This window comes from Pseudalkalibacillus berkeleyi, from assembly GCF_021608225.1.
GTDB classification, from domain to species: Bacteria; Bacillota; Bacilli; order Bacillales; family Fictibacillaceae; genus Pseudalkalibacillus; species Pseudalkalibacillus berkeleyi.
The window spans coordinates 2694302-2706863 of record NZ_JAKIJS010000001.1; the positions used below are offsets into that span (position 1 = coordinate 2694302).

Genomic DNA, 12562 nt, shown 5'->3' on the forward strand with positions numbered 1-12562 from the left:
AAGCCGCCTGTCTGCAGTAGACTGACGGCCATCATTTTTGTGTTTTAGTAGTTTTCTAGTATTTCATCAATTTCTTCAATGAGTTCTTCAGCAAATTCCTTATCGATGTGTTTTTTACTCTTTTTCTTAATCCATGTCTTGAGTTTTTTCAGTTTCTTTTCTTTCTTTTTTGCTTTTTCTAGATCTTGAATTTTGTCTATTTTAGCATGAAGGGATTTGGCGATGCCTTTGTTCTTGAATTTCCCTTCTGCCATTCCCTCGTCTACCATTTCATGAAGCTCTTCCAGTTTTTCCTCTTCGCTTTCCTCTTCACCAAAGTAGAATGTTTGGAACGCTTCTTTATTAAAGTTCTGGTCAATGGATCGGATATCGAGTTGATGAACCTGGTCGTCATAATCGTCTTCAGAGAAAGTGAGCGTGTTTCCTTCTACTATAGTCCACTCTCCACCATTCAAGCGATACTCAGTTTTTAATAGTCCAACACCTTCACCGTCGGAGGATTCAATTGTAAATACAACATCGGCTTCTCCACTTTGCGTCACGTTTGTCATCGGTGCTACGTAATCACTACTGATTCGAGCATCTGGATACATTTCAATTGGTTCTGCAAAACGCTCAATATAGTTGATCGTTCCGTCTAAGTCGATTGGACCTTGAACTGGATTTTCTCCAAGCTCGTCTAATCGATATCGGTCTGTTCCGTGTGGATACATATAGCTGTTCACGACAACGGTGTACGTTGCACCAGGATCCATCTCACTACCATCTGGTAAGTATAGGCTTACGACTTCGTTCGTCTCTTCATTCCATGTGTATCGGAAGCCACCGATACTTAAGTCTGGACCATATGTTGGGTGGAATTGTGTGTTCAATACGTTACGTAGATCGTCACCTGTTAACTCGATTTTTACTAATGTGTTTCCGAAAGGTTGAATGTTGTAAAGCTCACCCCAAGTGATTTCACCGGCATCAAGATCGTCACGGATTCCGCCACCGTTCATGAGCGCAAAGTCCGCATCCATCTCCGTACGCATGCCTTCAGCAATCAAGTTTCCAAGTGCGTTATCTCCAACGAGTCCTTTTTCCGCATATCCGCCTTCAAGAGCGATTGCTGCTTCTCCAACCACCTCGTTTAGCTTCGGTCCTACGATTTCTAAATATTCATCTAGCATAGCTGTCACTTCAGCATCAGGTGTTACGCCGTTTTGCACGACATCTACAATTTCAGCTGTTTTACTGACAACGTCGTTTGTCACCGGGTCGATTTCTAGATCGATGTCTGAGAACGCCATGCCGTATTCCCAAGACTGGACGATCAGCTTGTTATCGACGACTGCATTTACTTTTACATGGTTATGACCAGCAACAATGACGTCAACTGCGTCGTTAATGTTGTTCGCTAAGTCTGCTGCTTCTCCGGTCGCATCGTCACCTTCAACATCTACTGGCTCATGTGCTAAGACGACAATTGCTTCAACGCCTTGTGACTGAAGCTCTGGCACATATTTGTTCACTGCTTCGGCTTCATCTGTAAAACGGATGTCCTTGATGCCTTCAGGAATGACCATGCTTGGTGCGTTGTCTGTTACGATTCCGATAAAGCCGACTTTCGTACCACCAATTTCAAAGATTTTATATGGATCAAGAAGGAGTTCTCCCGTTTCCTTGTACTCAACGTTTGCCGCAAGTAACGGATAGTCCATTCCATCGTAGTTATCAAGTCCATTCGGATGCTCGCCACCGTTTACGAGGCGAAGTAATTCATCAACACCTTCATCAAACTCATGGTTACCAGCCGCTCCGACATCAAAGCCGACTGCTTCCATTAATTCAACTGTCGGTTCATCTTGCAAAAGTGCTGAGACCGGAGAGCTTGCGCCAACCATATCCCCAGCGTGAACCGTTAATGTATTCGGGTTTGTTGCTTCCCGCTCCTTTAGGTAAGTTGCGAGATAATTAATGCGTCCGTAAGATACGTCGCCGTCTTTCTTTGTCACGTCAATTTTACCGTGAAGGTCGTTCAGCCCTAAAAGCTGTACCTTAATCAACTCTCCACTACCACTTCCAGCTTTCGTATATCCAGCGTCAATTGCCGCTTGTTCTTCAAAGAAAAAGACGCGATTCTCGACCGGGATATCCTCCCATTTGTCCGGTGTTACGTATTCCTTTGTAAAATAGTCACCTACAAACTTATCCGGTCCGCCTCTTAAGTTAAAACGGAACTCATATGGAAGCTCTTCTATTGGGTTGTTCGGGTCCCACATGCCGCTTCCGTTTTCAATCGCTTCTTTCGTTGCAGTACTGTACGCCTCAAAATGTTCCAAGTTCGGGTGAATGAAATAAGGTACGGCGCGTCCAAGACGAACCATTTCTTTGTTTACGTCCATTTCGCCTTTATGGATGTGCGCGAGTAATCTTCCATAAGCGTCTTGTGGCTCGTCACCAAGTTCAACGGTTACCTTCGTACCTGCTGGTAATAAACGCTTCAGCTCTTCAGTCGCAGCTTCAGCATGCGCACCTTGAGATTGGTCGTTGTAATTCGTTTCTGGTGTATCAATCGATAGCATTCTAATTTTTGTTGAGCCGATAATTGGATCTTGAATGTGAACCGTATCACCGTCTACTACCCGGTCGATTGTCGCTTCATAGGATTCTTTCGGTTGTGGAGCTGGTGGTTGTTCCTCTGAAAGCTTGAAATCTTCCACTGTTCTCGGTAAAAGTTGATAGTCATTGTACTGGCCTACAATTGCAGTAACATCGTACCACTTGCCTTCTTGTATCGTTGAAACGTCAATGCCAGTTGCATTCTCAACTCTTATGGTCGTACCTTGTAAGCTATCATCAATAAAGGAAATGTTGTAACCACTACCTGCATTGCTAGTCGGAACGGATTGTACATACCCGTTGACCTGAACAAGTGATCCTTCTAATGGTTCAGCATCACCGTTATAGAGTGTTGCAAGATCAACTTTCTGCGCTGCCGGGATGTCGTTTCCACTAGAAAGGATCTCGACCGTACCTGGTACGATTTCTGTGAGACCTTTATAACTCTTAATTTCTCCAGTCACTTGTATGCGCTGACCTTCCTGTAAATCTACTAAATTCTCGTTAAAAGAAAAAACATTGATCCCTGCTGTGTCATCTTGTATGTATGCTGATAGATTACTGCTTGTAAAATCAGCTGTAACGATGCCCTCTACTGTTACATTTTGTCCAGTCATCGTTTTTGCATCTGTAATAGATGTTGTTGCCGCTTGTGCCATTCCTGTCGGTAGTAACGCCGCAAGCATCGCGACTAGGACGAGTAAAGTTGTCCATTTTTTGAGTAAATGATGCTTCATATCATTAGCCTCCCTTAAGCTGTTTTATATACACTAGTTATTACTTTACTAGACTTTCATTTAGGTGGAATGAACAATTTGTAAAAGTTAGGAAAGATCATCCTCTCTTACCATTAAAAGGTCTGACAACTACGATATTGTCCTCATACAACATCCATACAACCTTTTAAAAAAGCAGGTCTATTACACTATTTAACTATTTACAAAGATTGGACTATAATGTAAAATAATTCCTACACGAAAAAACAGATGTCTGACATATTGGGGGATTCAAAAATGAATAGAACTAGAACTGTAGCGATTGATAAAAATGATGAAGTTTATTCCTTGCAAAAGCTGATGTATGAATATAGTAAACAACTTGATAGTTTCTCTGATCCTTTAATAGTGAAGATTAGTCAGCAGCTTGATGAGAAGCTGAATTACATACAAAAAACCAAAATGAAAAACTAAAATACATAACTCGCTCATTGTCGCATTGACAATGAGTTTTTTATTTAATTGAGGTACTGTTGATTTTCGTTATAGGGTACTCGCTTTCCGCGGGCGGTTCGGGAGCCTCCTCACTTGTACAGGATGTACTGGCTTCGACGTTCACCACAGGACGTGGTGGCATTTAGTCGAAGATCCTTAATAAGTGTGCGGGGTCTCTCCTGACCCGCTTTTCCCGCTGGAGTCTCGCACCCTCACCTATAATCAACAAAGAAAAATTTAACATAATTCGTTGTTTCGTATTTATTTTTTGTTTAGTAACTTGTAGCAACCAGATCTTTCTGTCTTTCTAACAGCTCCAATTTCCACATTGCAAATAAAATCCAACCTTCGCTTGCGCTTGGCTTTCTCAAGTTTTCCCTTTTTGTGGGCAAGTTCTCCTAGGCTCGTTCATAGACTGAGAGTAGACAAGGGGGAATGCAGCTTGGAAAACATCTCGGTCATTGTCATTGCGATTATCGGTTTCATTACGTTGTTTGGCATAATCGGCAATATGCAAGCAAGAATTAAACTGACAGATTGGTTGAAAGAGCTCAGCCACATTGACTCGGCAACGGTCGACGCTGGCAGAAGTTCAAGATGGATGAACAACGCGATTGAGGAGTATCGCAATTTCCACCTATCGGGTGTTGCGAATGTGAACAGCCCTGTATTGGTTGAAAAACATTTAATGAAAGAACCGATAAGGGTGCTCGGCATATTCAAGGTTCCGACTGGGAACATCATCCGATTGATTCACGGACTCCCTTCCCTTGCGATTATTGTAGGTGTACTCGGAACTTTTGTCGGTCTGACCATAGCGATCATGGCGATGCAAGATACACTCGTCGGAATTGGTAATCAACCAGGAGGCGCAAACTTATCTGTATCATCAATCGTAACAGCGATTTCTGAGCCGTTTCGTGGGATGAGCATTGCTTTTGTGACCAGTATCGCCGGAATCGGAAGCTCACTCCTTTTATCTCTCGTACAATCCGGATTTTTAACGGGTGGAACGTCTCTCAGCTATTTGCAAGACCGGGTCATTTCGGAGGCGGAAGGTGTGCTCGATCACGTTGTTCAAGAAAAGCTACAAAATGAAAAACCGAAAGATTCACTTGAACGTCTTTTAGACCGGCTCGTTTCGAAGGTGCAAGAGAGCTTTCAAGAGAGCATCGGTGATTTTAGTGAAAAAATGATCGGCTTCACTTCCGGGCTTGAGGACGCCATGAATGACGTAAAAGGAATTTTGTCAGCGCAACGTGACCATACGGAGCAGTTTAAACAGAGCTCAGATGTACTCGTCATGTTCGGCGATCGTTTTTCCGATACGATTACGAAGCTTGAGTCTGTACAGCATTCAGTTGATAAAGGGCTGACGAAACTCGGTGATCATGTGTCTGGATTTGAAAAACAATATAAAAGAACGAGCGAGCAGTTAGAGCAGGGGCAAAAACGGATGGAGCATGTAATGAAACACTCTGACCGGATGATTGAGGATTCGCAAAAGAAAACGGAAGAACTTGGCCGTTCCCTCGTTGGTGGAGTGGAGACGGTGCTTTCACGGTACGAAACGAAGCAGGAGGACTTTGAAAGAAGAATGGCTCAGCAAAACGATGAGTGGTTTCACCGTTATCAAGATAAAACAGAGCAATACGGGAGAGCGAACGATACCTTCGCCGGTTCTGTGCAACACTTAGAGAAAGCGTGGTACTCGACGATAGAAACGTTCAAACGAGATTTTATAGATCAGCTTGGCTATATGTTTGAACGAGAACGGCAATCCCGGCAAGAGCCTGGTAAAGACCAAGAGATGCGTGAGCTGATTAGGGCCCTCGATTCCGTCTATCAAAACTTATCTCGTGAATTTAAACAGACGCATCAATATTTCGGAGATGTCTATCATGTGCTACAGCGTTTGTTAGATGCGACGGTTCAATCCGCAAATGCGCGCCATGACCGCGACCCTTACGATCAACCACGCCGAATCACAATTCAAGATCAGAATCACCGGTGAGCGCGATGAGAAAAAGAAGATGGAAAAACGACGAGGAAGGTGTTCAAGGCTATTTCTGGCCGTCCTTCACAGATATGATGGCGATGATGGTTCTGGTCATGCTATTCATCGCGATTATTGCCTATATCCAGAGCATTTACAACGCTTACGAACAGACGGAAGTCCGCCATGAGCTTGCTAAAGTGGCAGACGTGAAACAACACATATCGGATTTGATTGAAAAACGATTAGAAGAAAACGTCGGTAAGGATAAAATCATTCGCGGTCCGAACAACACGATCTCAATCGAAGGAAATATCTTATTCGATACCGGTAGTGCCGATATTAGTGCTTCTGGAAAAAAAGTACTCGGACAGCTCTCGGATGCGCTCGTTCAAATCATTGACGAGCAAGAGCTGAGCAGATACTTGTACATTATATTAATCGAAGGTCACACCGACTCCGTTCCATATGACAACTGGTCCTTATCGACGGAACGAGCGGTTTCGGTTGTGAAATATATGGCTGAGGTGAACCCGAAGTTTAAAGAGCCTAAATACGCACAATATGTGGCGGCAACTGGTTATTCAGAGTACAAACCGATTGAAGAAGGCAATACAAATGAATCCCTTCAGAAGAACCGCCGTATCTCCTTCCAAATCATCTTGGACGACGAAAAATGGCAGAACAAACTAAAAGGGATCATTAATGAGTATTAATCAGAGAGGAGCGACCCGTTTTGGTCGCTCCTTTTCATATTAAGGCATGTTTTTATGACTAATTCTAGGTCTATCCAGTTCGCTCGTGGAACTTTTGTGTTCACTTGGGGAACTTTGGAGCTTACTTGTGGAACTTTCCTGGCCGCTTGTGGAACTTTGCGACTCCCTTGTGGAACTTTCGGGCTCACATGTGGAACTTTGCGACTCTCTTGTGGAACTTTGGAGCTTACTTGTGGAAAATAGTAAGATGTAATCACAAAAACTCCTGCCATTCACCAGAATTCGGGTGGAGAACTACTATAGTCCGCAGACTCCTTTCGACAACTATTCGTTTCCACCTAGCATGCCTTGAAATACTTTCTTTACTTTAGGTACTACGTAATGGCTACCCTCTCTATCCTTTACATCTTCGATCATCATTGAAATGAGAAGCTGTGGATTTTCAGTGTTCCATGCAACGAACCAGCCGTTCTCTTTCCCTTCCGCTTCTTTCGATTTCTTCAGTTCAGCAGTACCCGTTTTACCTGCTAATTTTATGTTGGCTAGTTTGGGTTCATGTCCTGTTCCATAAGGTTTCTCAATGACTTGAACGAGATCCTTGGTGATGGTTTTCGCTGTTTCTTCAGTCATTACATTCTCTTTCCAGGTTTGAGACTTGGTTTCGTCTGCAAAAAGGATTGGCTTAATCATAGCTCCGTTATTGATAAACGGAGTATATGTTAACCCTAAATGAAGTGAACTCATCTCCACTTGACCTTGACCATAACCGGTATCTGCGAGTTGACCTTCACTTTTGAATCCTTCATTTGTAATTTTGGATTTCGAAATACCGATTGGAAACGGAATTTTCTCATCAAATCCAAACTTTTTCGATTCTCGTAAAAAAGCATCTCCACCGATATCTAGGATTGCCTTTGCAAAATAAATGTTATCCGAGCGGACGAGCGCATCTTCTAAGTTCACCTTTGTATCTGGACTTTTCACACGCGTCACAAAATGGTCTCCCCAATTGTCCTTTTGCCATCGGTTGTTCGCTGGAATTTGTTTTTCTTCAGCTGGTTTGATCAAGCCAGTTTCCACACCAATTGCTGCGGTGATCGGTTTAAAGGTAGAACCTGGTGCATATGTGCTCGTGAACCTATTGGTGAGCGGTTTTAATGGGTCCTCCGATAATCTCGTGTATTTATTACCTGTCACGCCGAAGTTCGGATCATAGGAGGGTGTACTCACGAGCGCGAGAACTTCACCAGTAGTTGGATGTATGGCAGCAGCAGATCCAGCATCTCCTTGCATTTGGCTATAAAGTAAGGATTGAATGGATGCATCAACCGTTAGTGTGATGTCCTTACCTTTCACCGGTTCTTGTTTCGCAAGGATATCCCGAATATTCCCTTCAGCATCCTTAATGACGATTTCACCACCAAGATCCCCTCTCAATTCTTCTTCGAAAATAAGTTCTAGACCTGATTTTCCAATTACATCGTTCGCTTTATAGCCTTTGTCTTTCTTTTTTTCTAACTGCTCTTTCGTAATAAGATCCACATATCCTGTCAAATGTGCAGCCGCAGACTTTAGCGGGTATACTCTTGCTTTTTTCTCAACAAATTTCGTTCCATTCAAAGGACGAATCGCTTCAATTTTGTCGTGATCGTCAGCTGCAACCGCTCCGAGTGGAACATAAGAATCTGGTTTTACCCATGATTGATTTAACTTTGCGTCGATTTTTTCTATTGGAACATCAATTAACTTTGCCAGCTTTTCCTTCACTTCTTCTGCATCTTCCTTCATCCAGGCGGGTACAAGACCTACCTCTTGGATCACACCATTTACAGCTAATCCTTCCCCATTCACATCAAAAATTTCTGCGCGTTCAGGTTTCGAAACGATTGCCTTAACTTGGTCACCCTTTTTCATGCCTACCAAAACATTTGATGGATTCCAGTTAATGGACCACTTGTCAGCCTCTTCCCCTTTCTCAAAAACAAGATCTGTTTGATAGGAGCTTTCGATTGGACCTGCGATCGTTTCCATTTTGACAACATAATTAAATGATGGTTTGTCCTCTTCATCATATTCTTTCTCTTCTTTAGGTAGTTTGTATGTAACTTCTAAGTCACTCATCTTTATTTCTTCGTAGCTCGTTGTGTATGTCTCAGTAAACTCCTTTTTGCTGAATTCTTTTTTCTTTTCTTCAGTTATGTAACTATACATTTTTTCATAGTCCTGTTTCTCCCAAGCTTTCATATAACTTTCGAAAGTGGTTTCTGGCTTCGGTTTGTCTGAACAGCCAACTAACGCGATCAAACAAATGATCAAAAATACTAATTTTCGCAATTGAGATCCCCCCTGACAAATACTGTATCCTATACTATCATTTCTACTATATTTTTCCTAAAGAAATACTACATTGTTAAAAGGATTTTACAGTCCATCATGGAAGTACTTACCCATATAGAAAATATAGGGTGAGGCATATTATGAAACAGCATTTATGGAAATACGTCCGGGGAGTCATGTGGGATTATGAGAGCGTTCCTGATTCAGTCGAGTTTGTGGAACGAGATGAGCTCCTTATGTATAAAACGGAGGGGTCTAACAGCATCCTTTCAAATAAAGTTGCGAAGTTTGATACTGATGAGAATGTTGAGCGCTTATACGATCAAGTTCGTTCTTTTTATGGTGAAAAAGCTTTTTCCTGGTGGATTGGTCCAGATTCTAAGCCGGATCATCTTGCTTCATTCTTACAAGATAAAGGTTTTACGTATGAGGATACTTACTATGGAATGGTTTTACCTGTAAATGAGAACAGTCGAAAAAATAAAGATGAGTATGATGTTATTGAGGTTGAATCTGAAAAAGATGTCCGAAATTACGTAGAAGTAGGCGCTCAGATTTGGAATTATGATGAAGCGACGATTGCACATTTGGTTAAACAAAGACTAAGTTATGTGAAAGATGAGAACCGTCGCGGCGGTTTACTCATTATGCTAGATGGTGACGAACCTGTAGGTCATGCTGGATATCGGTTTAGTGCTGATGGAGTCGCTATGTACTTAGCTGGTTCTGGAGTCATACCGCAATACCGGAAGCAAGGTATTTATCGTTCACTATTAGCTAAAAGGATGGAGCTAGCTCGTTTGAACAGCGCTAAATATATCGTTACTCAAGCACGCAAGGATAACTCTGAACCGGTTTTACGAAAGCTCGGATTTGTAGAATTAGGGAATTATGAGGTATACCGAACACCTATTAAGTGATAGAAGGTTATGAAAAAAGGAAGGAGCATCTCAATGGGGTCTAAGCATGAAGGAATTGGTGGTTGGTTGATTCTTATGGCAGTTGGTCTTATGATGGTTCCACTCATTCGTCTCTATTCTCTTTATCAAAGTTATTGGACCGTATATCATACGCCCGCTTGGAGTTCTTTGACAGAGTCCGGAAACCCACTGTATCACGCATGGTTCCAACCAACTTTCTGGCTGAATATTGCAGTTGACATTGGATTTATCGGATTATCTGTTGCAGCGCTATGGCTGTTGTTTACAAAGCATTCGTTGTTCCCAAAGTTCATGATCTATTACCTAGTTGGTTTGACCGTGTTTGCCATTATAGATGGTTTGATAACGAATTGGATATTCGGCTCACTCCCACTTACAGCTGAAACATTGGATTATGTCAAAAACCAATCATACAGACAACAAGCAGGCTCTCTACTTTTATGTTTAATTTGGATCCCTTACTTGTTAAGGTCACAAAGAGTTAAAACTACATTTGTAAACAGTCCAAAAAAGCAAACCGTCGCCGATAACAATTTGACGTTTTGAGAAAAACTTCTTATTTCTTAGCGTCTTGTTTTTCTAGTTTGTCGTGTATCTTTTTCACATACTTACTCGTTTCAGAGCTATCAATACCCATTCTTACACCATAATAAATGATCCCAAACAGCAAAACAGAACTGATTAACATACCTATTATCATCATAAAAAAACACAACCTTTCTGTGAGATGATTGAGATTTAGTCTAACATAATGGATGAGAGGCAACAAAAAGGCTGCTCCATCAGGAACAGCCTTTTTGTTATTCTACAATTGAATTAATCATCGTCATTTTCATCGTCTTCGTCGTCTTTTTCATCTTCATCTTCGTCATCTTCGTCTCTTTCATCATCGTCTTCGTCATCGTCTTTATCTTCGTCACGGTCACGATCTTTTTTCTTTTCTTTCTTTCGTTTTTCTTCACGCTCTTTATCTTCATCATCTTTACGCTTTTCTTTTTCATCATTTTCATCTTTATCTTCGTCTTCGTCTTCGTCGTCATCTCGGTCATGCTTTTTATTGCGCTTTTCTTCTTGCTTTTCTTTCTTTTCTTTTGCTTTTTCTCGTTTTTCTTTAGCTTTTTCTTTTTTATGTTTTTCTTTTTTATCAGACTTTACTGGAGCTACATCAGACTCATCTTCTTCATCTTCATTTCCTTCATCATCCTCTGATGCGTCAGAATCTGAATCGTCGGACTCATCTTCGTCAGTGTCTCTATCATCATCCGAGTCTTTCTCGTCATCATCGGATTCTTCGTCTTCATCTTCATCTTTAGCCTTTTTGTTTTTCTTTTTTTCAAGCTTCGCAATTTTCTTATCTAGCTTTGCGAATGCCTTTTGGATATTTTTCATTAGAGACTCTTGTGCTTGAGGATTCTCAACGTTTCCAAGAGCTAATAAGAGTGCGTCAATGTTGTTGGACAACTTCGCGCGCAGTTCATCCATTTCAGAGTCTTCGTCGGTTTCATCGTCACCAGGCTCACCTTCTCCAGAAGTCGACTCACCTTCAGATCCGTCAACATTTCCATCCTCATCTTCTTTACCTTCTTCATCTGAAGCTTCTTCTTTTTCTTCAGACTTATTAAACGCTTCCTCTTGGGCTTTAATCGCTTCTTCAAGCGTTTTCTCCGCTAACTCAGTCTCACCTGCAGCAAAGAGAGCATTCGCTTCTGCAATACGGTTAGATGCAATATCAGCTAAAACTTGTGCCTTTTCATAATCGTCTGACGCAACCGCAAGGCGTACATTTTCAATCATTGTTTTTACGAAATAAAAGAAATCCCCAGGAACTAGTGAAGGTTCTTCTACTTCTTCCTCTGATTCATTTTCAGATTCTTCTTCTGAGCCTTCTTCTGATTCTTCTTCATTTTCTTCTTCAGTAATAGATTCCTCATTTTCCTCTGAAGATGTTTCCTCTTCGGTTGCTTCTTCTTGGCTCGACGTTTCATCTGATAACTCTACTTTTGGAGCATCTGTGTTTGCAAATGCAGCTGGAGTAGCACCAAACAAAAGTAAAGATGCCGCACTTAACATCGCAATCCATTTCTTCATCATTGACCTCATCCCTTCAGTATTTTTTGCATAAAAAAAGCAGATTACGAAGGTTGCAACTTGCAACCTTGTAATATGCCTAGGAGTCCTTGTATTGCGTACTTTCTTATGTATGACGGGTCCTCAGGCAACTGGCTGACATAGGTGAAACACCCTTAGTCCCTATAGTTTTGCGCCACTACCTTTCGATAGTTTTGCCATTATCTGCTTGTTAATAGTTTTAAGTATACAACAATTCGACAACATTCTCGAAGTCCAATAGACCTGTTTTTTCAGAAAATTCATAGTACCTTTTAATCATTATTGTTGGTTAAAAAGTACTATGCTGTAAGGATAATCCTTACTAGCAAAAAAAGAGAGCTGCAGTTAGCAGCTCCAATGTGAGGGTAGGGTAGGTGTGGTGCCTACTATTAAATTTTTTAAAATATAATCAAGATCCCTCTTCAGATGATTCACCGTCTTCAGTGGATGTTTCGCTATCTTCCTTAGAAGTGCCACTGTCATCGGTGTTTGTTTCTTGCTCTTCTGATGAAGGTTCTTCATTAGCGGGTTCATCTTCAGTTCCATTACAAGCTGTAATTAACATGATTGCGAGTAGTGCAGAGCCTAGTTTAGCGAGAAAACTTTTTTTCACGTTCAATCCACTCCTTATGTCGCAAAATTACCGGC

10 protein-coding genes and 1 riboswitch are annotated in these 12562 nt (G+C 41.6%); of the genes, 5 read left to right on the forward strand and 5 right to left on the reverse strand.

The window, feature by feature from the left end; translation table 11 throughout:
• Positions 1 to 44: 44 nt before the first annotated feature.
• Complete coding sequence (locus L2716_RS14060; protein ID WP_236337126.1) at positions 45 to 3341, reverse strand: 5'-nucleotidase C-terminal domain-containing protein; 3297 nt, start codon at positions 3339 to 3341, stop codon at positions 45 to 47.
• Between the two features lie 276 nt (positions 3342 to 3617).
• On the opposite strand from L2716_RS14060, the gene L2716_RS14065 reads away from it, so the two are divergent.
• The 3 genes from L2716_RS14065 (at position 3618) to L2716_RS14075 (ending at position 6527) form a co-directional block, all read left to right on the forward strand.
• Positions 3618 to 3794: a Spo0E family sporulation regulatory protein-aspartic acid phosphatase gene (locus tag L2716_RS14065; RefSeq protein ID WP_236337129.1), complete on the forward strand. Its 177-nt coding sequence runs from the start codon at positions 3618 to 3620 to the stop codon at positions 3792 to 3794.
• Between the two features lie 463 nt (positions 3795 to 4257).
• Entirely contained in the window at positions 4258 to 5829 is a 1572-nt protein-coding gene (locus tag L2716_RS14070; protein WP_236337131.1) for a hypothetical protein, read from the forward strand.
• Positions 5830 to 5834: 5 nt separating this feature from the next.
• Positions 5835 to 6527, forward strand: coding sequence for an OmpA/MotB family protein (locus L2716_RS14075; protein WP_236337133.1), 693 nt, complete (start codon positions 5835 to 5837; stop codon positions 6525 to 6527).
• 324 nt (positions 6528 to 6851) lie between these two features.
• On the opposite strand, the gene L2716_RS14080 is transcribed toward L2716_RS14075, so the two are convergent.
• A complete protein-coding gene (locus L2716_RS14080; RefSeq protein WP_236337135.1) occupies positions 6852 to 8861 on the reverse strand; it encodes a penicillin-binding transpeptidase domain-containing protein in 2010 nt (669 codons plus the stop codon).
• A 143-nt stretch (positions 8862 to 9004) separates the two neighbouring features.
• Between L2716_RS14080 and L2716_RS14085 the strand changes: the two genes are divergently transcribed.
• Both L2716_RS14085 and L2716_RS14090 read left to right on the forward strand, forming a co-directional pair.
• Positions 9005 to 9784, forward strand: a complete 780-nt coding sequence (locus L2716_RS14085) for a GNAT family N-acetyltransferase (RefSeq protein ID WP_236337137.1) — start codon at positions 9005 to 9007, stop codon at positions 9782 to 9784.
• Between the two features lie 33 nt (positions 9785 to 9817).
• On the forward strand, positions 9818 to 10351 hold the full coding sequence (locus L2716_RS14090; RefSeq protein WP_236337139.1) for a DUF2569 domain-containing protein: 534 nt from the start codon (positions 9818 to 9820) through the stop codon (positions 10349 to 10351).
• Positions 10352 to 10361: 10 nt separating this feature from the next.
• Here the strand turns inward: L2716_RS14090 and L2716_RS14095 are convergent, their stop codons facing one another.
• The 3 genes from L2716_RS14095 to L2716_RS14105 form a co-directional block, all read right to left on the reverse strand.
• Complete coding sequence (locus L2716_RS14095; RefSeq protein ID WP_236337140.1) at positions 10362 to 10508, reverse strand: hypothetical protein; 147 nt, start codon at positions 10506 to 10508, stop codon at positions 10362 to 10364.
• Positions 10509 to 10621: 113 nt separating this feature from the next.
• Positions 10622 to 11896 carry a DUF5667 domain-containing protein gene (locus tag L2716_RS14100; RefSeq protein WP_236337149.1) on the reverse strand — a complete coding sequence of 425 codons (1275 nt, stop codon included), beginning with the start codon at positions 11894 to 11896 and terminating at the stop codon, positions 10622 to 10624.
• Between the two features lie 120 nt (positions 11897 to 12016).
• A riboswitch (cyclic di-GMP riboswitch) is annotated at positions 12017 to 12102 on the reverse strand.
• Between the two features lie 221 nt (positions 12103 to 12323).
• Entirely contained in the window at positions 12324 to 12527 is a 204-nt protein-coding gene (locus L2716_RS14105) for a hypothetical protein (RefSeq protein WP_236337151.1), read from the reverse strand.
• Positions 12528 to 12562 lie beyond the last annotated feature (35 nt).